The sequence below is a fragment of the Actinomadura sp. NPDC048032 genome (assembly GCF_040653175.1).
Classification (GTDB): Bacteria; Actinomycetota; Actinomycetes; order Streptosporangiales; family Streptosporangiaceae; genus Spirillospora; species Spirillospora verrucosospora.
This window is the reverse complement of sequence record NZ_JBEZJP010000118.1, coordinates 1-20,183: the sequence shown is the minus strand read 5'-3', so window position 1 is coordinate 20,183 and position 20,183 is coordinate 1. Positions and strand designations below refer to the sequence as shown.

At 71.9% G+C, this 20,183-nt stretch carries 16 protein-coding genes and 1 pseudogene; 8 read left to right on the top strand and 9 right to left on the bottom strand.

Features of this window, described 5'->3' with window-relative positions; genetic code table 11:
* The first annotated feature begins 272 nt into the window (after positions 1–272).
* The 3 genes from AB0C69_RS17975 to AB0C69_RS17965 all read left to right on the top strand — a co-directional run bounded on the left by AB0C69_RS17975 (position 273) and on the right by AB0C69_RS17965 (position 3,976).
* The gene (locus tag AB0C69_RS17975; RefSeq protein ID WP_360354676.1) at positions 273–1,649 is read left to right on the top strand and encodes a hypothetical protein; all 1,377 of its coding nucleotides are present in this window, start codon (positions 273–275) and stop codon (positions 1,647–1,649) included.
* A gap of 221 nt (positions 1,650–1,870) precedes the next feature.
* A complete protein-coding gene (locus tag AB0C69_RS17970) occupies positions 1,871–2,485 on the top strand; it encodes a hypothetical protein (protein WP_360354673.1) in 615 nt (204 codons plus the stop codon).
* A gap of 144 nt (positions 2,486–2,629) precedes the next feature.
* Entirely contained in the window at positions 2,630–3,976 is a 1,347-nt protein-coding gene (locus tag AB0C69_RS17965; RefSeq protein WP_360354670.1) for a DnaJ domain-containing protein, read from the top strand.
* Positions 3,977–4,011: 35 nt separating this feature from the next.
* Here the strand turns inward: AB0C69_RS17965 and AB0C69_RS17960 are convergent, their stop codons facing one another.
* Positions 4,012–4,965 (bottom strand): S16 family serine protease, encoded by a 954-nt coding sequence (locus tag AB0C69_RS17960; RefSeq protein ID WP_360354667.1) that lies wholly within the window; start codon positions 4,963–4,965, stop codon positions 4,012–4,014.
* Positions 4,966–5,021: 56 nt separating this feature from the next.
* On the opposite strand from AB0C69_RS17960, the gene AB0C69_RS17955 reads away from it, so the two are divergent.
* Positions 5,022–5,732 carry a response regulator transcription factor gene (locus AB0C69_RS17955; RefSeq protein WP_345177098.1) on the top strand — a complete coding sequence of 237 codons (711 nt, stop codon included), beginning with the start codon at positions 5,022–5,024 and terminating at the stop codon, positions 5,730–5,732.
* On the opposite strand, the gene AB0C69_RS17950 is transcribed toward AB0C69_RS17955, so the two are convergent.
* On the bottom strand, positions 5,689–6,444 hold the full coding sequence (locus AB0C69_RS17950) for a hypothetical protein (protein WP_345177096.1): 756 nt from the start codon (positions 6,442–6,444) through the stop codon (positions 5,689–5,691). The two genes, AB0C69_RS17955 and AB0C69_RS17950, sit on opposite strands and share 44 nt — an antisense overlap.
* Before the next feature lie 10 nt (positions 6,445–6,454).
* Entirely contained in the window at positions 6,455–7,231 is a 777-nt protein-coding gene (locus AB0C69_RS17945) for a hypothetical protein (RefSeq protein WP_345177093.1), read from the bottom strand.
* 467 nt (positions 7,232–7,698) lie between these two features.
* Here AB0C69_RS17945 and AB0C69_RS17940 point away from each other — a divergent pair, with 467 nt between their 5' ends.
* Positions 7,699–8,628 carry a sigma-70 family RNA polymerase sigma factor gene (locus AB0C69_RS17940; RefSeq protein WP_345177092.1) on the top strand — a complete coding sequence of 310 codons (930 nt, stop codon included), beginning with the start codon at positions 7,699–7,701 and terminating at the stop codon, positions 8,626–8,628.
* On the top strand, positions 8,625–9,755 hold the full coding sequence (locus AB0C69_RS17935; protein WP_360354663.1) for a hypothetical protein: 1,131 nt from the start codon (positions 8,625–8,627) through the stop codon (positions 9,753–9,755). The genes AB0C69_RS17940 and AB0C69_RS17935 overlap by 4 nt, the downstream gene beginning before the upstream one ends.
* Before the next feature lie 4 nt (positions 9,756–9,759).
* On the opposite strand, the gene AB0C69_RS17930 is transcribed toward AB0C69_RS17935, so the two are convergent.
* The 6 genes from AB0C69_RS17930 to AB0C69_RS17905 all read right to left on the bottom strand — a co-directional run bounded on the left by AB0C69_RS17930 (position 9,760) and on the right by AB0C69_RS17905 (position 15,460).
* Entirely contained in the window at positions 9,760–10,473 is a 714-nt protein-coding gene (locus tag AB0C69_RS17930) for a nuclease-related domain-containing protein (protein WP_360354660.1), read from the bottom strand.
* A gap of 35 nt (positions 10,474–10,508) precedes the next feature.
* On the bottom strand, positions 10,509–11,249 hold the full coding sequence (locus AB0C69_RS17925) for a hypothetical protein (RefSeq protein WP_360354658.1): 741 nt from the start codon (positions 11,247–11,249) through the stop codon (positions 10,509–10,511).
* Positions 11,246–13,204 carry a helicase HerA-like domain-containing protein gene (locus AB0C69_RS17920; protein WP_360354655.1) on the bottom strand — a complete coding sequence of 653 codons (1,959 nt, stop codon included), beginning with the start codon at positions 13,202–13,204 and terminating at the stop codon, positions 11,246–11,248. The genes AB0C69_RS17925 and AB0C69_RS17920 overlap by 4 nt, the downstream gene beginning before the upstream one ends.
* A 27-nt stretch (positions 13,205–13,231) precedes the next feature.
* Positions 13,232–13,558 (bottom strand): hypothetical protein, encoded by a 327-nt coding sequence (locus AB0C69_RS17915; protein WP_360354653.1) that lies wholly within the window; start codon positions 13,556–13,558, stop codon positions 13,232–13,234.
* A gap of 30 nt (positions 13,559–13,588) precedes the next feature.
* Complete coding sequence (locus tag AB0C69_RS17910; RefSeq protein ID WP_360354650.1) at positions 13,589–14,800, bottom strand: hypothetical protein; 1,212 nt, start codon at positions 14,798–14,800, stop codon at positions 13,589–13,591.
* Positions 14,801–14,875: 75 nt separating this feature from the next.
* Positions 14,876–15,460: a hypothetical protein gene (locus AB0C69_RS17905; RefSeq protein WP_360354648.1), complete on the bottom strand. Its 585-nt coding sequence runs from the start codon at positions 15,458–15,460 to the stop codon at positions 14,876–14,878.
* A gap of 101 nt (positions 15,461–15,561) precedes the next feature.
* Here AB0C69_RS17905 and AB0C69_RS17900 point away from each other — a divergent pair, with 101 nt between their 5' ends.
* Together AB0C69_RS17900 and AB0C69_RS17895 are read left to right on the top strand one after the other, a co-directional pair.
* Positions 15,562–16,212: a hypothetical protein gene (locus tag AB0C69_RS17900; protein WP_360354645.1), complete on the top strand. Its 651-nt coding sequence runs from the start codon at positions 15,562–15,564 to the stop codon at positions 16,210–16,212.
* A gap of 140 nt (positions 16,213–16,352) precedes the next feature.
* Positions 16,353–20,183: pseudogene (locus AB0C69_RS17895) on the top strand (hypothetical protein); the annotation flags it as partial.

Sequence of the window (20,183 nt, the reverse complement as noted above, 5' to 3'; positions counted from 1 at the left end):
CCGTGCGGGTGACGAGCGGCTCCATCGGCCCGAGTTCGTGCGCGACGAGGACGACCGTGCGCCCAGCGCGTGCCAGTTCGTCCAGCGCCGGACGCGGCATTGGCGAGAATGCGGCACGACCATTCACGAGGACCGAGGTATCGGGTTATCGGGTTGCCGGAACGCTCGAACCCCGTACGGTCACTTCTGCGTGGCTCAGCCGCGTGAGCGGTTCCCGAAGCCGCGTCGTCCCGGTTCGACCGGGGCGAGGACAAACGAAAAGGAGTGATCGCGTGTTGCGCGAAGACCAGAAACTGGGGTGGCGGACGCTGTCGCGTCCGGGTGCTCTTCCCCTCATCTCCCCCGTGGAGGTGCCGGCGGACCAGCGGCAGTCGTTCGAGTTCGCCCCCGGGCGGGTGTTCGTGAGGGGTCTGCAGGACCTGCCGCGAAAGCCGTACGGGAAGCCGGCGCGCTCGATGCAGGCCAAGGCCGACCGCTGGCTGACCTGGATGGGGGCGCAGGCCCTCGCCGGGGACGCCGCCCTCTGCCACCACCTGGGAAACGAGGTCCGGGTCTTCACCGAGATCTCCCAGCGTGGCCGTACCGGGTACTGGGCTCTCGCCGGTGACCTGCCCAAACGGGTGGTCAGCACCGACAAGCACGCCGAGCCCGAGACGATCCCGCTGTCCGAGATCGACAAGGTCGTGATCAAGTCCGGGCCGTGCCTGGTCAGTGGGCGGGGACTCACCCTGCACACCGCCGACGGGCCGTTCGAGCTGGTCCTCAGCAAGGCCACGACCGACGAACTGGCCTCCGACGTCCACGGTTTCGAGTGGACGCAGGGACCGACGCTGTACGAGATCGAGAGCACCGCACGCCAGGCCAGTGCGATCGGCCTGATCGTTCTCAGCCTCCTGTCCGCCAACCCCGGGCTGGAGATCGAGATCGTGCTCAACATCCCGAACACCGGGTACGACCTGTACTTCCTGCCGGGAGCGCGGAAGGGGCACATCCCGAACGGGCTGTACCTCGACCTGATCTCCCTGTGGGACGGTCGGACCAGCGTCGTCGAGGGCCTGTTCCGCGAGAACCTCGTCAACGTGCTCCGCGGTGAGACCTCCGCTGAGCAGCGGTCCCGTCTCAAGGTCCTGCCGTACGAGGAGGACCTCGACATCGTCCGGAACCTGCTCCGCGAGGAGCTGGAGTCCGGGCGACGCGTTCCGGCGCTGGAGACGCTGTTCGACGAGCAGATCCGGCACGGGGACGAGACCTGGCGGGCGATGGGGAGCACCGGTCGCCCGGGGGACGTGCACGCCGGCGCGAGCTGGGGTTACGTGCACGCCGTCCTCAAGCACTCGATGTCCAAGGACCCGGCCGGCGAGCGTGTTCTGCTGATCGGGGTCGAGAACGCGAGTGAGGGGCGGATCAAGGCCGAGGCCGACAAGATGGCCAAGGCCATCGTCGGCGGCGGCTCCGAGCTGAGCGCCGCCTACCCGGGGCTGACCTTCGACAACGTGACGATCCACCCGTACGAGGGGATCCACGCGGAGACGGAGGGCGATCCCGGGTCGGGCGCGAGGCTCACCGCGCTGTACTACAACGACCCCGGAATGCTCGGGGTCATGCCCGACGGGCAGCAGATCTACATCCCGGATCTGCTGGCCAGGTGACACCCGATGACCGTGCGCAAGTGACGGTCGGCGGGTAAGCACACCGGTGCCCCGGTGGGGACGGCTGACGCCGTTCCCACCGGGGCACTCCGTTTTTCCGGCCGCGTGGTCGGCTTCCCGTGGGGGCGGTTGCCGTTCCCCGTCCGCTTCACACGGTCGTCATTGCCTGCCGAGTCCTCGGGACCGGCAGATCCCCGTCTCAACGGAAAGCGAGAACAGAAATGTCCAACACCGAATCAACCTGGGCACGTAGGGCCCGGGTCCTGCTGGCCGCACTGGCGTGGGTCTTCGTCGCGGCTACCGTGCTCCACGTCCCCACGGGGCGGACCCTCCAGGGCGTGCACATCGCCTTCAGCGTGATCACGGCGGCGACCGGCGTCACCGCCCTGCTCTTCCTGCTGGCGCTGCGCCTCCCGTGGCTCCGCGAGCGCGCGGACGTCCCGCGGGTCAAGGAGATCGAACTCCTCGCGAGCTGGACGAACTACCGCAAGGAGATCCTCCGTCTCGCGTTCTACCCCACCGTGGCCGTCTTCCTGCTGCTGTGGGCGTTCGACGCGACGACCGTTCCGTTCATCGTCTGCGTGATCCTGCTCTACATCGGGACCGCGCAGACGGTCCAGTCCCTGCGCCGGACGTGGCGCGGGTCCCACCACCCCGTGCTCGGCGCGGCGATCGGGGGCCTCTTCACCGCCTCCTTCAGCCCGACGGGCCTGGGCGCCATGGCCCTGACCACGTTCCCGACCTGGCAGGTCGTCATCCCCTGCGCCATCGCGGGGGTCGCCACGTTCGCCGCCACGATGATCACCCTCTGGGCGGTCCCCGCGGCGGAGGACTGACCGCGCGCTGCGAGGCGCACCCAGTGAGCCGGGCGGGGAGGAGCCGTTCTCCCCGCCCGTCTTCGCTCACCGCCGGCTCCCGGCCAGCCGCGGGGCGGGAACAGCGGACGGTCGGGAGGGACGACCGATGACGAGTGGGATGCGATGAGAAGCGATCAGCCGGACTACTACGAACTCCTCGGCGTGGAGCGGACAGCGACGCCGGAGGAGATCACGCGGGCGTACCGCAGGGCGATGCGCGCCGTGCATCCCGACGCCAGCGGCACCTCCGGCCTGTTCCGGCTGGTCAAGACGGCATACGACACGTTGAAGGACCCGGCGTCCCGGGCCGCGTACGACGCTCGCGGCCGGACGACCCCGCCCGAGCCGCCTCCCTCCCGGCCGGAACCCGACCCGGCCCCCGATCCCGAGCCGCGGCCGGGGCCAGGTCCGAGGCCGGGGCCGGAGAGCGGGGGACGGCGGGAAGGCGCGGGATCCGGAGGCCCTTCCGGCACCCCGCCGTCCGGTCCCTCCTTCACGAAGCCGCAGGCGCCCCCGCCCGGTTCCGCCCCGCGCGTCCGCCCCCGGTTCGGCTCCCACTGGTACCGGGTGGCGGCCGTCGCCGCATGGACGGTGGTGTTCCTGGTCGCGGTGTTCGCGCTGTGGCCCGCGGCGCTTCCGCTCGGCTTCCTCCTCCTGGTGGCCTTCCCCGTGGTCGCCATGCCGCTCATCGCGCTGGAGCCCACGCTGCGGTCCCTGTCCTGGCTCTGGGCCGTGTGCGTGCTGACGTTCGCCGGGGGCGCCGTGCTCGCCGCCGCCGAGACGAAGGGCGGCGCCTTCTGGACGCTCTGCGGCGTGCTGCTGGGGCTCGCCATGGGGGGCGCGGGACTGGCCGCGGCGCCGCACCTCGTCCGGAAGGGCCGCGAGCTGGACCGGCTGATCGCCCCCGAGTCGCTCGACTACCAGATCTTCAACGTGCCCGGGGCGGGGCTCGACCACGACCTCTCCCGGCAGGTCGTGGCGCGGGAGAGCGCCGCCGGGCTGGAGCGGCTCGCCCGGCTCGACGGGGTCCGGATCGTGCACGCGCTCACGGCGCCGCGGCCGTCCGGGCAGGCCGCGCACTATGTCGAGCACGTCGTGCTGCGGGGCGACCGGCTCGCCGTCGTCATGGCCCGCCGCTGGCCCGCCGGGGCCTACGCCTGGACGGGCAAGGGCGCGCTCACGGCCATCGGGCGCCCGTTCCCCGGCGGCGACACCGGCATCGGCGCCGCGGTGAAGGAGATCCGCAAGGTGGTGCCGCGCCGCGTGCGGGTGCGCGGGTTCGTCGCCGTGCTTCCGGACGACCCCGTGCGGTCGTCCCAGGCACGGTTCCCCGAGCCCGAGTACGGCGACCTGCTCGCGGGCTCCCTGGAGCAGGTCAGCGAGCGGATCGCGGCCTGGCTCGGGGAGAGCGACCCGGTCGTCGACCGGCGCGTGCTCGCCGCGCTGCTGCCCCACCTCCGCCGCCCCTGAGCGGTCCCGCCTCCGCCGTCCCGGCAAGCCGGGCTTCAGCAGATCGGAGCGCGGCCTCCGTCGGCGCAGAGCCGCTCGACGGCCTCCGACACCGTGCGGACCGGCACGACCCGCAGGCGGGTGCCCTCGGCCGCCGCGACCGCGGCGGACCGCTGCCAGATCGGCACGAGCAACACGTCCATGCGCGCCTCGACCGCCGCGCGCACCTTCTCGGGGACGTCGCCGACGCCGGTCACGGTCCCGCCGAGTCCGATCGCGCCAGTCCCGGCGACGCGGCGCCCGCCGGTCAGGTCGCCCGGGGTGAGCGCGTCGAGGCGGGCCAGCGCCAGGATGAGGCCCGCCGACGGCCCCTCCACCGGGCCGAGGGGGTAGGCGGTGACCGAGACGGTGGGGCCTGCCACCGTCCCGGCAAGCCGGCCGACGGGAATCCGCCGGACCTCGGCGCTCCCCCACGCATCGCCGGACAGATGCGGGACGACGAGCACGTGCACGGTCGCGCGCCCGGCGACCGCCGTCTCCAGGTCGGCCGGTGCGCGCAGCGGGGTCAGACCGTTGGCCGTGCCCGCCGCCAGGAGGACGTCGCCGGGACCCAGGCCGCTTCCGGCGGCCGCACCGCCGACCGCGCTCACCTGCAGGCCGGCGGCGCTCACCGGTGCCCGCCCGGCGGCGAGCTGGGCGGCGACCAGCGCGGCATGCGTCTGCGCGGTGCTCATCGCGTCGGCGCCCGGCGCCGGAGCGGCGCCGGCGCCGCGGCCCGGCCCCGCGTCCCGGACCAGGCGTTCCCCGGTGAGTTCGGCCTTCCCCCACTGGAACCAGTTGCTGCGCTGCACGCGGGCCGTCAGGACCGACCAGGACCCGCCCTCCGGGCGGCCGACCTGGATCGCCGGCCCGGGACCGACCCGGTTGTACGGCGAACCGCTCATCCCGAAGACGCTCAGGACGACGACGGCCGCGACCACGCCGTACAGCACACGGCGCCCTGCCGGCACCTCGGCCTGTTTCCTGCCACTCCGGATGGCTGTCGCACCCCCGTTATCATGGCGCCATGGCGCGGATCCTGGTGGTAGATGACGATGCGCGTCTCGTGAAGCTCGTGTCGGGACTGCTGCGCAAGCGCCACTACCAGGTCGAGTCGGTGGCCAACGGCGAACTGGCCCGGCTGGCGCTGCGCCGGGGGGACATCGACCTCGCACTGCTGGACATCAACCTCCCCGACATCGACGGGCTGTCCCTGATCGACCAGCTGCGCGACCAGGGGAACACCACGCCGATCATCCTGCTGACCGCCCGCTCCGAGCCGCACGAGCAGGCGCTCGGGCTGCGGCTGGGCGCGGACGACTACGTCGTCAAGCCCTTCCACCCGGAAGTGCTCATCGCCCGGATCCAGGCGCTGCTCCGGCGCAGCGCGGGCACCATCGCCCGGCACGCCGGCGAGACCCGCGGCGACCTCCTCGACATCCCGCCGGTCCGGGTCGACTTCACCGCCCGGCAGGTGTTCCGGGAGGGCGCTGAGGTGCGGCTGGCCCCCATGGAGTACGCCGTCCTGGAGTTCCTGGCGGTGAACCGCGGCCGGGCGGTCTCGAAGGAGGAGATCATGCTGCACGTGTGGGGCACCGACCGGGGCGTCTCCCGGACGCTGGCCGAGCACGTGTCCCGGCTGCGCCGCAAGCTCGGCGACGGCGTGATCGTGACCCGGACGGGATTCGGGTACCTCATTCCGGCGGCTCCTGAGGATTCCGCAGCCACAGCTCGGTGACCAGGACGTTCTGCGCTTCGAGCCGGCACCACATCTGGTCGCCGTCGGACTGCATGGTGGCCCGCCACCGGGCCAGCCCCAGCTGATCGCCGACACCGCTGGTCACGCGGGCCGGCCACGGCAGCCCGATCCGGGCCCGCATCGACTCCAGGTCCGACCGGGTCAGGTGCCGGGCGACCGAGCGCACCGTGTGGACGATGAAGTCGCCCTGGTCGCGGGCCGAGACCTGCTGGTGGGCGAGCGCGCCCAGCAGGGCGGAGTGGGTCCGGACGGTGTCGGCCACGATCCGGTCCGCCTTCTCGCCGGGCGAGCACGCCTCCTCCAGGTCGGTGAGCAGCCGGGCGAGCCCGTCGATCGCCGAGCCGAGCAGCTTCGCGTCCTCGTCCCGGTTCCCGGAGACCGTCTCGCCGAGCAGCCCCGCGGTGACCGAGGCGATGGTGAGCTCGCCCGCCATCCGGTGGGCGAACCCCCGGGTGAACCGGTCGTGCCACAGCTCCGGCGGCGTCTCCCCGTCGTGCCCGATGATCACCGCGGACGCCGGGGTCAGCGGGATCGCGGTGAGCGAGCCGCTGGTGAAGACCGACCGCCAGGTCAGCGCCTGGCCGGCCGCGACGAGCGTCTCCCGGTCCAGGGTCCCCCCGGCCGGGCCGCTCAGATCCTCTACGCCGCAGGGCGGGACCCCCGCCCGGGCGTGCACGACCACCGGGACCACGGCGGTCGCCTCAGCCCTTCTCCGCGGCGGCCTTGTCGGCCACGAGCTGGTCGAGCGCCTCGCGAAGGTCGGTGCCGGTCTTGACGACCCGCACGTAGTGGCCGGTCAGCCGCCCGGCGAGCTGGGCGTTCAGGCCGCCCTCGCCGATGCCGCCGGAGAGCTGGTGCTCCTCGACGGCGACGATCGCGTTCCCGCGCTCGGCGAGCGCGTCGGTGACCTGCACCGGGTTCATGGCGTTCACCAGGAAGGCGGCCGGGTCCTTGGCGTACTCGATGATCTCCAGGCGCTCCCTTCCGTAGCCGTGGTTCAGCAGGTTCTGGGCGCCCTTCAGCCGGCTCGCGCCGCGGCCGATGCAGGCTCCCCGCGCGTCGACGCCGGTGACGGTGGGCGCCACGGCGATCTTCGTCTTGGTCCCGGCGACCCGGGCGATGGCCTTGATGACGACCTTGCCGTTGAGCAGTTCGTCGACGAACCCCGCCAGCAGGCGCTCGACGAGCTCGGGCGCCGTGACCGAGAGCATGAGCCGCTCGGAGCCCGGGTCCGCGCCGGCGGTGACGCCGACGACCAGCGCGATGACCTTGCTGCCCGCCGCCAGTTCGGGCGGGGCGGCCCCCTCGGGCAGGTCGAAGGCGTCGGCGCGCGGCAGCAGGGCGTCGCGGGCCTCCCCGGTCGCGACGTCATAGACGGCGCAGCGGAACCCGTCCGGGCCGCTCGACCTGATGTGTGCGGTCACCGTCGTCCCGACGAGCGGGGATTCGAGACCGAGATCGCTGAGGATCGTTTGCACCGTCGTTCTTCCTTTCGTTGGCAGACGAGGCCCGTGGCCTCGCCCGTTCCTACCGCAGCCTAAGCGCCTGCCCCCTGCCCTCTAGAGTCCGTCGGTTCCGGAATCCGCAACCCGACGCGGGGAACTGGTTCGGCGTTCCCGCTGCCGGCACACCGCGTGTACACCAAACGACCATCAGCGGGGCAACAGCTGATCCATAGAAGGTCAATTTTCTGTCAACGAACTTGTCGGGGCGATCCCTCTCCGGACTGTCGCGCGCCTCCCCGCGATGCGCTCAACTGCGATCTTCCGCCGGCGCCCGGCCGAGCGTGCGTTTTCAGCGGCCGAGCAAGTGTCTCGCGACCGTCCGAACGGCCTGCGAACGTATCAACGATCTGTTTCAGTTCCGACCGTTCCCGGTCCGTTCGGCATCGAACGTGCATAGCTACAACTCCAGCCTCGCATTCCCGACTAGCCGAGGGAGACGGATGGACAGCGAGCAGCCAGGGCGTGGTGAGCGCCCCACCGCCGACGAGTTCCGTACCCGCAACGACGAGCTCTTCGCCCGTCGCCACGAACTTCAGGAGCGCCTCGCCGCGCTGCGTGCGCGGGCCGACTCCGGCGAGATCGACATGCTCTCGGAACTGGTGCTGCGGCGGGTCGAGCGTGAGTTCGACGACCTCACGCTGGAAATCATGATCGCGAACTTCGGCCTCGTGCGCCGGTACGTCACGATGTTCACGTCGAAGTCCAGCGAGCACATCGAGGACTTCGAGAGCGCCGGCAAGGTCGGGCTCCTCTGGGCGATCGCCTCCTACGACCCCAACCGCGGCCCCTTCGCCAGCTGGGCGTTCAAGCCCATCCAGCGGGAGGTGCTGCGCGCGGTGCGGGACGCCGACCACCCCAACCTCAATCCCGGGGACTTCGAGAAGCGCCCGGCCATCCTGGCCGCCGAGCGGGCGTTCCTGGAGGAGGCCGGGCCGGACGCCCCGCTCGACCACGCCGACATCGCCCGCCGCGCGGGCGTGACCGAGGCCCAGGTGCGCCGCGTGCTCGACGCCCCCCGGCTGGACAGCCTGCACACGGTCGCGGGCGGTCCGGGCGAGGACGACGTCGCGTGGGAGGACCGGCTGCCCGACGCGTCCCCGAGCATCGAGGACGAGGTGATGCTCCGCTTCGACCTGCGCGCCCTCAGCAGCCGCGGCTTGCCGTTGCTCGACCCCCGCGAACGGTACGTACTGACGCGCCGGTTCGGACTGGACGGCGAGCCGGAGCAGGCGTTGCGCGTCATCGGCGAACGACTCGGGCTGTCCCGCGAAGGGGTGCGGCAGATCCAGCAGAAGGCGCTGGCCAAGCTGCTCCAGCCCGTCGTCGAGACGCCCGAGGGCGCCCGGAGGATCGAAGGACGGGCAGGATGAACGACGGACGGGAGCACGCGGGCGGCCCCGGCGCGGGAGCGGCCGGCGGCGCCGGGGAGGCGTCCTCGTGGGTCATCATCGATGACACCGCGGACGCCGCCGAGGAGCCCGCCGCGGCCCCGCCGACGGCCGGCGGGAAGTCCGCCGCCCCCGAGTCCGAGCAGCCGCGGCGCGACGCGGAGCCCGCGCAGAGCGACCCCTGGGCCTCGCTCGGGACCTGGGACTCCTGGAGCGCCGCCCCGGGGGCGCCCACCGAGGCCCCCGGCGGAGACTGGAGCGGTCCCAACTCCGCGCCCGGCTCCTCCGCGCCCAGCGCGGCGCCCGGCGGAACCGGCGCGAAGGCCGCCGGTTCCAAAGCCCCCTCCGGAAAGCGGAACACCCGTCCCGCCCCGCCGACGAACCCGCCGACGAACCCGCCGCCCTCCCAGCAGAACGTCCCGCCGCGCTCCCAGCAGAACGTCCCGCCGCGCTCCCAGAACAACGTCCCGCCAAGCCCGCCGCAGAACATCCCGCCGCGCCCCCAGCAGAGCGTTCCGCCAAGCGCGCCGCAGAACGTCCCGCCGAGCCCCCAGCAAAGCCTCCCGCAAAGCCCCCAGCAGAGCTTTCCGCCGAACGCTCAGCACGGTGTCGCCCCGAACTACGGCGTCGCCCCGGCTCCCAGCGCGCCGCCGACCCCCAGTGCGCCGCCGAACCATGGCGTTCCGCCGGGTACGCCGCCCGGGTCGCCCTTCGGCGCCCCGGCGAGCGCCCCGCACGCCGCCGCCCCCGGCGTCGGCTACCCGCCCGCGAGCGCGCCCGGTGCGGTGCCCGCGGCTCCGCCCCACGGCTTCCCCGGGGCCGGGGGCGCGTACCAACCGGAGCCCGCCGCGGGCTGGGCGCCGGCCGCCGACCAGAACGGCGCCGCCGGCACCCCGCAGAGCGGCTGGTTCTTCGAAGAGCACACCGACGACGTCCCCCCGGACGAGGCGCCGGACGAAGCCGCAGGCGCGGTCCGCCGCTCGCGGTCCGGCCGGCTGCCGGGGCTCGGCGGCGTCGACCTCATGCCCACGCTCATCACCCTCGTCATCACCTGCATGAGCGTCCTGCTGGTCGTCGCCTCGCTGATGTGGCGTCCGGAAGTGCCGTAGCCGGTCAGGCCGGGGCCGCATGCCAGAGGCCCCGCATCGTCTCCCGCGCTTCCTCCGCCGCGCCGAAGACGCGCGGAGCACGGTCCAGGACCGCTTGCAGGTCCCCTGCGGAGCACACCCACACGCCGTCGGCAGTGGTGAACGGCCGATTCCGCATTCCCGGCACGCACACGACCGCCAGGACCGTCCTGCCGCCCAGCTTGCGGGACAGCCTCCGCGCCTGGTTCGCCGCCTGCCGGACGGGGTCGCCGTGCAGCACGCGCTTGCCGACCCGCATGGTCCCGCCCTCGGCGGAGACCCGGCCGTGCCCCGTCTTCACCTCGATGGCCGCGGCCCCGCAGCCGCGGGTGAAGACGACCGTGTCGCAGTCGCCGCCGCGGGAGCCGAGGACGAGCCCGTAGGCCGCCGCGACCGAGTCCGTGCGCCGGACGGCCGCGCGCACCTCGCGCTCGGACCGCGCGCCCACGGCCGACCGCCGGGCCTGCCCCAGGGCCCGCGTCGCGCGGATCCACGCGTACCCGCATCCCGCCGCCGCGGCCACCCCGGCGACCGCCGCCGACACTCTCAGCGCTCCGCCGTCCAGGAGCAGCGCCCCCAGAAGGGCGCCCGCGGCCGTGAGAGCCAGCGTGGCGGCCCCGGCGGCGTAGAGAGACCCCCGGGTCCGGTGGCGCCACATCTGCCGGGAGACGAAGTCTCCGGCCCGTCCGACCTCGTACATGGATCTCCCTTGGACGCTCACTCCGGGGCCGCGGCTCAGGCCCGCGCGCGGAGCCGTTTGCGGCGGGCCCGTTCGGCGTCCGCACGGCGCGGCGTGGGGCGGCCCTTGGAGTCCTGCGCGCCGCGCGCCTCCCCGCCGGCCTCGCGCGCGCCGCCCCGGCGCTTCCGGACGTTCTTCAGCGCCCTGAACCAGGCGACGCCCTGCTCCGACCCGTCGCGGACCACGTCCCGGACCTCCCGGGCGAGCCGCCGGACGAGCCGCCAGACCGCCAGCGCCATGCCGGCGATCATGAAGTTCAAGACCGAGGCCAGCCCGGCCACCTGCCCCCAGGCGGCCGCCTCGCGCACCCCGCACCGGCCCGTGCTGAAGAGCCCGCCCGGGCACTCGCTCGGCACCAGCACCACGAGGGCTCCCGCGGCCCCGGCGAGGGCGCACAGCGCGGCGGCTGCGGTGAACCTGCCGATCGTCTTCTTCCAGCGCCGGTGGAGGCGCACGTTCAGCCGGACCACCGCGGCGGCGGCGACGCCCGCCGCGCCGGCGGTGACCACGTCCCCCACGTCGAACGTGACGACGTCCCCGGCCTGGAGGATGAGCAGCCCGATCGAGAGGCCCGCGAGGACGAAGCCGAGGAGCAGGATGATCGAGGACTCCAGGGCGACCGCCAGAGGGTCGATCCGCCGTTCCCGCGCCTCGCCGTCCGGCCGCGCCTTCTCCTTCGGCCGCTCCTCGCCCTTCGGGCGCGCCTCGTCCTTCGGACGGCGCCGCGGCGGCCTCACACCGTTCCCCTCGTCCCCTGCGGGCCGCCCAGCGGCATCGTGACCGGCACGCCGTGCGGCGCGGGCGGCTGGTAGCGGTCCAGCTCCTGCTTCCGCATCGGAATGATCACGTACTCGACCCTGCTGGCCGGCTTGTTGACCCGCAGGTACCCCTCACCGGTGCCGAGGGCGCGCAGCTCCTTCGGGAAGACGATGTACTGCTCCTCCCCCATGGCCTGCAGGTTCTGGGTGTGGCCGTCCTGGCCGACGCGCTCGCTGAACTTGTTGTTGTCGCGCATGCCGAGGAAGTCCGCGCACTTCTCCGCGGCCTCGGGGGACGACTGGGCCATGGCGATCAGCCAGTTGATGTTCTGGGTGAGCCGCGACCAGTCGTCGCCGTCCTTGTCGATCCAGTCCGTCGGCCCCTGGGTGCACAGGATCATGTTGAACAGCGCGGACCGGACCCGGGACAGCATGTTCATCGCGATCTCGCGGTCGATGAAGTTGGCCTCGTCCACCACGATCAGGCGCGGCTTGTCCTTGGGGGCGCGCCCCTGGATCCGCTGCGCGGCGTACACCGACAGCCGCTGCAGCGCCGAGGAGGACAGGATCTTCGCCATGTCGGGCTGGCCGAGGGAGTTGAGGCCGATGTAGGTCAGGCCCTCGCGCCGGACGTCGATCATCTGCCGCTCCCCGCCGGGGACCAGGATGCGGCGGCCCGCGCCGGAGTCGTAGAGCCCGGTCAGCTTGGTGCCGAAGCTCGCCGCCGAGACCCCCTCGTCGCGGGACGGCCGGAGCACGTTGGTGTAGCGCTCGGTGCAGTGGCCGAAGCCGCGGACCCCGTCGATCGCGAGGACCTGCTCCTTGACCGCGCCCTTCATGTTCTCGCCGTGCTCCATGATCTTGCCGATCTCGAGCATGTTGGGCGGCGCGAAACGGTCCGGCGCGACCTCGGCGGCCTCGTGCAGCATCTGGACGACCTGCTGGAGAACCTTGCGGTTCAGCGCCTGCCAGTAGGCGTCGTCGAACTCGACCATCGTCATGATGGTGTCGAACGCCTCGTCGGCGGACATGCCCGCGAGGGCGTTGAACCAGAAGGCCGGCTGCTCGTCGCCGAGCGCGATCTCCTGCATCGGCATGCGGTGCGCCTGCGCGTAGGCGCGCAGGAAGTCGCGCAGGCCGCCCGGCTCGGTGTCCTCCTTCATGTCGAGGACGGTGACGTCGAAGCCCATGTCGAGCGCCGCCCCGATGATCCACATCAGCGTGACGGTCTTGCCGCTGCCGGTGGAGCCGACCACGGCGCCGTGCATGCCCATCTCCTGGGTGCTCAGAAACACCGGCCGGTCGTTGGCCCCGAGCCCCAGGGGGATCGTCTTGGCCTTGATCGGCGTCTTCCTGGCCTTCTCCGTGGCGTAGGGGCCGTGCACCGCCGGGATGTCGGCCACGGTCACCCGGGTGGCCACCCGCTTCTTCAGCATCTCCCGCCGGCCGTCCCGAGGAGTGATCGGGTCGTCGACGAGCTCCTTCTGCCGGAACCAGGTGCCGTCGAACAGGTCGACGAACTTCTTCTTCTTGCGCAGGAAGGACGACAGCCCCATGATCACCGACCCGCGGGCCCTGCCGACGATCAGGCCGAAGAGCCCCGCGAGCACCGCGGTCAGCGACAGCAGCACGGTGACGGGCACCTTCCCGGGCTCCCCCGGGCCGAAGTCGGCGAAGCTGGCCAGCCAGTAACCGTAGGCGTACGCGTTCTCCTTGGCCCGCAGGGCGAGCCCCACCACACCGGCCAGCGTGACGATGGCCCAGTCCCGCCGGGCGAGGAAACGGCGCAGCGGGATGAGCAGCAGCCAGGCGCAGAGGGCCGGGATGAGCACGGCCAGGATGACCGCGAACACCAGCAGGACCACGGCGGGGAAGACATAACCACCACCGGCCAGGTCCGTGGGCCTGCTCTCCGGCCCTCTCGGGTCCGCCACGTTCACTCCTTAGGCTGGGTTCTCGCATCAACCGCCGCTGTTGCCGACCTGGTCGACGCTGGTGAAGATCTTTCCGACGAGGCTGCTCATCATTTTGACCCCCTGGACCGTGAGGCCGAGGTTGAACAGCATCCCGCCGATGAGCAGAGCGAAGATGAGCGACTTGAATGCCTCGCCCGGACGCCCGCGGCCGATGCCGTTGATCATCCGGAAGACGCCGAACACGACGATGACGACCGCGATCGCACCGCAGATGGCGACCAGCGCCTTGCCTGCGGGCGAGTCGAAGAAACTGTTGGCGCCCGTCTGGCCGAGCTCCGGTCCAGCGAGTATGTGAAAACCAGGAACTGACATCCTTTTTCCCTCCGTGGTTTGAGGTCCCGGTCAGTTGACCAGTGCGTTGCTGTAGGGGTTCAGTTCCGCCGCGGAACCGGCAGGACCCCACGCGAGCACCGGCGGCTGCGCCCCGCTGGCTCCCACCAGCAGGTCGAAGTCGGCAAAATTAGTGAATGGCTGGACGTTTCCCTTCTTTCCAGGGATCGTCCCGGATTGTTCGGCTCTGGCAAGCAAGATCCGCACCCGGACGACGAGCTGGTCGTCGAGCGTCTTGATCGCCGAAAGGATCTGCACGGCCTCGGAGGAGTCCGCCAGGCGGAACCCCGAAAGGCCTTCGTAGCGGTGCTTGGGGTCCTGGTCGCCGGTGACGGCGAGCAGTGCCGTCGAATCGCCGGAGGCGTAGGCCGCCGCCCATCGCAGAATCTGGTTTTTGGACTCGGTACTGACTTCGGTGGTCAGTTGCCGGTAATTGGTGTAGTCACCGGTGCCCCCGGGCTTGCCGGTGCCGTTCTTCCAGACCGAGAAGGCCGGAGAGGCGGCCAGGCGAGGGCCCGACGGGTCGAGCAGCACCGGCACGTCCAGCTGGAGCACGTGCGCGCTCATCGGCGGCGTTTCGCTGGCACCGGCCGAGGGGCTGCTCTGCGGGTCGGCCGTCGTGCCCGGAGACGGCGTGCCGGTCACAGCCGTCTGCGGGGCCGCGCCGGACGGAGACGCGGCCGCTCCACCGGACGGCGGCGCGGAAGCCCCACCGGACGGGGACGCGGCCGCCCCTCCGGACGGGGTCGCGCTCGGCCTGCCGCCGGCCGCCGGGGACGGGCTCTGCGTCGCCGCCTGGTCGTTCAGCACGACGAGGTAATGGTGGATCTCGAAGTCGGTGAAGCCGAGCTTCTCCGTCCCGAAATGCCGAGGCGTGAAACCGACCCAGTTCAGCGCCCGGTAGTCGAGCGGGGTGGAGGCCCCGTCGGGGCCCTCCGCGGACGCCGCCTGCGGGTCGAAGGAATCGGCGTGAGGCACGTCCTGCACCCGGCCGGCCAAAAAGTTCATCGCGGCGGTGTACGACAGGTCGCGGCCCTGCGGCGTGACCGAGGACAGGTCCGGCTTGCTGCTCCCGCTCGTCAGGGCGACGAACACCGCGACGATGCTCAGGCCCGCGGCCACGAAGAGCGCGATCAGGATCCTCCTGGCCCGCCTGCGAGCGGTCGGCTCACTGGAACGCCGGGCGGGCACCATGGTGAAACGAGTGGGTGACTGTTCCGGCATCGTCCCTCCTCTATTTGTCGTGTTGCAGCCAGGACCGTGCGGCCCTCACGCGGATGCGCAAGTGCCGGCCCGCGCTCACCCGCGGCGGCGGTCCTTCCGGCCGCGCCGGTGGCCGCTGGACAGCTGGGTGGACGCCTTCAGCCCGCGTCCCTTGCTGCGGGGCGCCCGCAGCCGGTTCGCCCCGGGGATCTCCTGCTGCGGATAACCGCGCGAGTCCCAGCGGACGGCGTCCACCGGGACGCCGCCGGGAAGCATGCGCACCTTGCCCGCGGCGGTGCGGCGCAGCGGCGCGATGCCGATGTACAGCCGGACCTGCCGGCCGTCCACGTAGAGCTTGCGGTTGCGGGTCCCGTTGATCTGCAGGCCCATCCACGTCGCCAGGGACTCCCCGTTCAGCGGGGACAGGCTGACGGACGCCCAGCCGGCCGCTCCGCCGAGCACCGGGCCGTACATCAGCGCGTTCAGCCCCGGGCCGAAGATGAGGAAGGAGATCAGGAACCCGAACGCCGCCCCGACGACCACGGCGATGAGCGTGGTCAGCCTGAGCGTGCGGGGCAGCGTGATGTCCTTGTTCAGGCTGCCGATCACCGCGGGCGGCGGCTTCAGCATGTTGGTGGCGGCCAGCATCGCCGGCCCCCTGACGCGGTCGTCCTCGCTCATGCCTCAAACCGTGCGGTGTTGCCCCCCGGACGCCATAACGATTCGCGACACGTCGCCGCACTCCGGTTGCCCGGGCTCGTTCGCCCGCGACGGTCAGAGTCATGCCGAAGTTGACCGACTACGCCCGCCAGGGCTTCCGGCGGCGGCGCCTCTTCCAGGAGACCGAGCTGCCCGAGTGGTGGAACATCGCGGTATGGGCCGGTGTCGGTGGCATCATCCTGATGCTTCTGGTCAGTGCGGTGTTGGACCGCGGCGGCTCCTCCGGGGCCGCCCCCGCGGCGAGCCGGGCGCCGCGCTACCAGGTCCAGACGCTCGACCCGCGCGGTCTCACCGCCTCGCCGAGCCCGGGGGAAGGGACGCCCACCCCGTCCGGGAGCCCGTCGCAGGTGCTTCCGACGGGGGCCGCGGCCGGCAACTTCACCGCCACGGCCGCGACCAGGGTCCCGATGACGGACGGCGGCGCGACGGTCGTCCCGGCCGGCGCCCTCAACGTGGCCGTCGCCTCCGCCAGGGCCATCGTGACCGGGAACTGGAAGGGGATCCCCGTCATCGGCACGGCGCGGCCGTCTCCGGCCAAACCCATGCCGCGGGGATCGGTGGTGCAGGGGATCACCGTCATGGATCCCACGAAGACCGGCAACAGCCAGTACCGGTTCAGCGCGACGATCACGCACGCGGACGGGGCCCGGCCGGACGTCGTCGACCTCCTCGTGGAGCCGGACGGGCGCGGATACGCGGTCCGGGCGGGATAGCACACCCGCGACCGCGATCGGCCGCCCCCTTGCCCTGAACACGAATCATCGGACGGTCAATTTCGATCGTCTCCCGCGCCCGGGGGGTGAGCGCAGAGCCGAGCAAGGTACCGGAACCGAGGTAGCGGCTAATGCCCTGGATGGACGAGGACAGCAGCCCGTGGAAGGGCTCCGAGGTCTCACCGCGGCCTCTCGACGGCGATGAACTGCAGGACGGGCCGTCCTCGGCTCCACCACAGCCGACGGCGCTGCAGCCTGTGGTGGACGGCGAGCCGCCGGAGAATCTGGCCGAGCTCGCGCCGGAAGAGATCGCCACGCTGGGTTCGGACCCCCGGCTCGCCGCGGCGGCCCAGCAACCGCAGAACGTCTCCGACATCCTCAAGGAGCAGTCGGCGATCGACCGCGGCCCGGACGGGAAGGGGACGAACCCGTACGGCGACGCGGCGCTGCGGGGCGGCCCCGTCCAGCTCAACAAGGACAATCCGCTCACAGTGCAGCGGGCGCTGGACGTCGCCGCGAAGGCCGCGCAGCTGGCCAAGGACCTCAAGACCCCGCCCACCGGCACGCCGTCGGAGCAGGCGCCCCAGAGCGATCCCAAGGAAGAGCTCAAGAGGGCGGCCGGCGACTTCGCCGAGGGCAAGCTGCGCGAGGCGGCCGCGAAGAAGGGCCTCCCCGCGAACTACGTCCCGTCGATGCCGGAGGGCGACAATCTCGGGGAGAAGGGCCTCAACCTCCTCGGGCAGGCCACCGACATCGGCGCCCGCGCCCTGGCCGACCGGTACGCGCCCAAGGCGTACGACACCGTCAAGGACTCCGGCGCCGGCGGTTCGGCACTCGACAAGTTCGAGCAGTCCAAGCTCGGCCAGAAGATACCGAAATCGTTCATGGACGGTTTCCGGCGTCGGAGGGGCGGAGCCCCGACCACGGCGGGCGCCGGCCAGAAGGGCAAGGACGAGAGGGCCGACGGCAAGAAGTCGGAGAAGGACAAGAAGCACGGCAAGCTCAAGATGCTGCTGGCCGTCAGCCTTCCGGTCCTCATCCCGCTCCTCTGCATCATCCTCATCGCCGGAATGATCCTGGGCGTCAACGTCGACGACGACGTCCCGGAGTCCCAGCCCGAGCAGACCTCGGACAACAAGATCGCCGAGTACTTCCCCGGCAACTGGCAGCGGATCCTCAAGCAGGCGGCGGAGCAGACCTCGGGGAGCGCGCAGGACTACTCCGAGGTCCCCTGGACGGTCCTGGCGGGCCTCGCCAAGACACAGACCGACTTCGCCCGCTACAGCCCGTACGACAACGTCGACCGCGATCCCGGGCGCAAGGCGAAGGAGGTCCCCGGCGGGGACGGCTCCGGCGGCGACGGCACCGGCGGCGTGGACGTGAACGTCAGCAACACGGTCGGCGCCGGGCCCGGCCCGGTCGAGGGGATCACCGGCGCGGGCTCGGCCGCCACCGTCCCCGGCACGGGGAGCAACCACGTCGCGCCGCCGGACGGCGATCTCAGCCACCAGCTCGGCTGGTTCCTCTGGGCGCTGCGGATGCAGGAGTCGAACGGCGTCTACGACCGCAACGCCGGGACGAACCAGAGCACCGCCTGCGGCGCCTACCAGTACATCACCAGCACCTGGAACAACTACGGGGGCTATGCGAGGGCGTGCCTGGCTCCGCCGAGCGTGCAGGACCGCCGGGCCAAAGAGGACGTCCTCAGGATGTGGAACAAGTACCACAAGTGGCAGCCGATCGCGGTCGACCACTTCACGGGGAGCTGGGGTCCCAACCCGGAGAAGTGGGACCAGTGCCCGGGGGCCTGCGACTTCAACCCGACCGCCTGGAAGTACGTCGACGGCGTCATGACGAAGATGCGGGCCGCCGCGCAGGCGCACCCGGCCGGTTCCGGCGCCGTGCAGCCCGCCTCGTACCACGTCCAGCCCGGCCGGCCCGGGGTGCGGACCGCCGCGCTCCGCACCGGTGCGGGCGTGCCGGAGAGCGGGCGCACCGGCCTGCGCGCCTGGGGATGCGACGTCGAGAACCCGGATCCCGACATCGGCGGCAAGGACGATCAGGGCTCCGGACCGTACCTGCTGACCCCCGCGGCGTCGGGCCAGATGCGGATGCACGGTCTCGATCCGCAGAACCCGTGCCAGTCCTCCTACTTCGTGGCCTTCGAGCTGGTCAAGGCGGCGGAGAAGGTGCACCGGGACCCGAAGAGCCCCAAGTGGAAGCCCGACGGCAACGAGAAGGACCAGGAGAACGCCCGCAAGTACTGGAGCAAGGTCATCGCGACCTCCGGCATCTTCATGGAGCGCACCGGCACTCCCGGCGGGCCCTGCGCCGTCCCCCCGCCGGACGACCCCGAGAAGCCGTGGTCGGTCAGCTTCAAGATCATTTCGATCTGGCGCTGCGAGACCAACCGCCTCCAGAACCTCTACCTGGTCACCGGTGCCAAGGCCGCGGAGGGCGGGTTCACGTACTCCGTGCAGCAGAACCGCCCCGCCGCGGTCGAGACCCTCGTCAACGAGGCGATGTCGGTCAGCTACGGAGCCGGCAAGTGGAAGACCGAAGGCTGCGACAACGGCAAGGACTCGCGCCAGGGCATCTTCCCGATGACCAAGAAGGAGGCGGAGGAGGCCGGAGTCGAGGACCGGTGCGACGTCGACAAGAACATCGCCGGCGCCGCCAAGCTCGTGCTGTCCGTCGAGAAGGTCCCGCCGGAGGAGCGCCCGCACGACCTCGGGAACTTCCAGCCGATGGTCGGCGGCTGGCAGAAGCTCAGCATCGCGATGGGCACCGACCTCAAGCTGTTCTCGACGATCGGGCCGGGGCAGAACACGTTCGAGGCGTCGGACGCGTGCCTCGCCGTGATGCGGAAGTTCCTCACCGACATCGCCCCGTTCGCGACAGAGTTCGCGTCGCTGAAGGAGCCCCCCGGCGCCGACAAGGTGTACACCGAGTGGGTCCCGAAGCTGGACAAGCTGGAGACGGACCACGCGATCACCGACCCCACCAGCGACCCCGCCTGCATGATCGGGTCCTGGGCCCCCGGCTTCAACAACACGCTCGCCCAGATCGCCACCGACCTGGCCGGCAGCGGGGCGAACGGCCCCAACCTCAGCGGCCTGGGCAACTACTACCAGGGCCGGGAGGACGCCAACAAGGAGACCGCGCCGGTCGTCGGCGAGGACACCCTGGTCATCCCGCGGCTGGCGCTGCGCCCGCTGAAGCCGGTCGGCGCGCCGGTCGCCCCGGACGCGACCGAGGCGTGGAACCGGCTCGGCAACACCGAGGGCGTGCTGCTCCCGCTGGAGCAGATCGCCGTCGAGTACGCCTGGTTCTTCGGCGGCGTCATCCCCCCGTTCAACAGCGCGGGCAAACTGATCGGCTCGCTCGCCAGCGGTGGCGGCGGCGGCGCGGTGGACAACGGAACCGTGCAGGTCACGGTCGGGCCTGACGGCTGCCCCGAGAACGCCCCGAACAACACCCTGCGCGAGGGGGCCAAGGAGATCGGGATCCGCAAGCTGTGCGTGGACTCGGTGGCCCAGGCGCGCACGCCCCAGGCGGCGATGGCCATCAAGTGGGCCCTCACCCACCTCGGCTGGCCCTACGCTCCGCTCGACTCCGGCAAGCGGAACGACCCCGGCTGGGCCGACTGCTCCAGCTTCGTCTCCAGGGCCTACCGCGACAGCGGCGCCATTCCGAACCTGTACCCGAAGGGCACCAACGCCCCCGTCACCACCACGTTCGTGGGTGCGCGCTGGACGCACAAGATCTCGCTCGGCCAGGCGAAGCCCGGAGACCTCGTGGAGCCGCACTCCGGCCACGTGGCCATGCAGCTGGCCGACGGCTACAAGGTGCACACCAACCAGACCGGGGACGTCTCCAAGGTGGAGCGCGCCTGGCGGCCTGGCGCTCGTCCTGGACGGCATCGCCGCCGCCATGGCAGCCGGATCGGACGGCGGAGGGGACGGCGGCTG

Excerpts from the sequence above, each read along its gene's own strand:
- AB0C69_RS17905 (WP_360354648.1), bottom strand. The coding sequence starts at position 15,460 with ATGAGCGAGGACGACCGCGTCAGGGGGCCGGCGATGCTGGCCGCCACC.
- AB0C69_RS17965 (WP_360354670.1), top strand. The coding sequence starts at position 2,630 with ATGAGAAGCGATCAGCCGGACTACTACGAACTCCTCGGCGTGGAGCGG.
- AB0C69_RS17955 (WP_345177098.1), top strand. The coding sequence starts at position 5,022 with ATGGCGCGGATCCTGGTGGTAGATGACGATGCGCGTCTCGTGAAGCTC.
- AB0C69_RS17970 (WP_360354673.1), top strand. The coding sequence starts at position 1,871 with ATGTCCAACACCGAATCAACCTGGGCACGTAGGGCCCGGGTCCTGCTG.
- AB0C69_RS17940 (WP_345177092.1), top strand. The coding sequence starts at position 7,699 with ATGGACAGCGAGCAGCCAGGGCGTGGTGAGCGCCCCACCGCCGACGAG.
- AB0C69_RS17900 (WP_360354645.1), top strand. The coding sequence starts at position 15,562 with ATGCCGAAGTTGACCGACTACGCCCGCCAGGGCTTCCGGCGGCGGCGC.
- AB0C69_RS17915 (WP_360354653.1), bottom strand. The coding sequence starts at position 13,558 with ATGTCAGTTCCTGGTTTTCACATACTCGCTGGACCGGAGCTCGGCCAG.
- AB0C69_RS17910 (WP_360354650.1), bottom strand. The coding sequence starts at position 14,800 with ATGCCGGAACAGTCACCCACTCGTTTCACCATGGTGCCCGCCCGGCGT.
- AB0C69_RS17930 (WP_360354660.1), bottom strand. The coding sequence starts at position 10,473 with ATGTACGAGGTCGGACGGGCCGGAGACTTCGTCTCCCGGCAGATGTGG.
- AB0C69_RS17935 (WP_360354663.1), top strand. The coding sequence starts at position 8,625 with ATGAACGACGGACGGGAGCACGCGGGCGGCCCCGGCGCGGGAGCGGCC.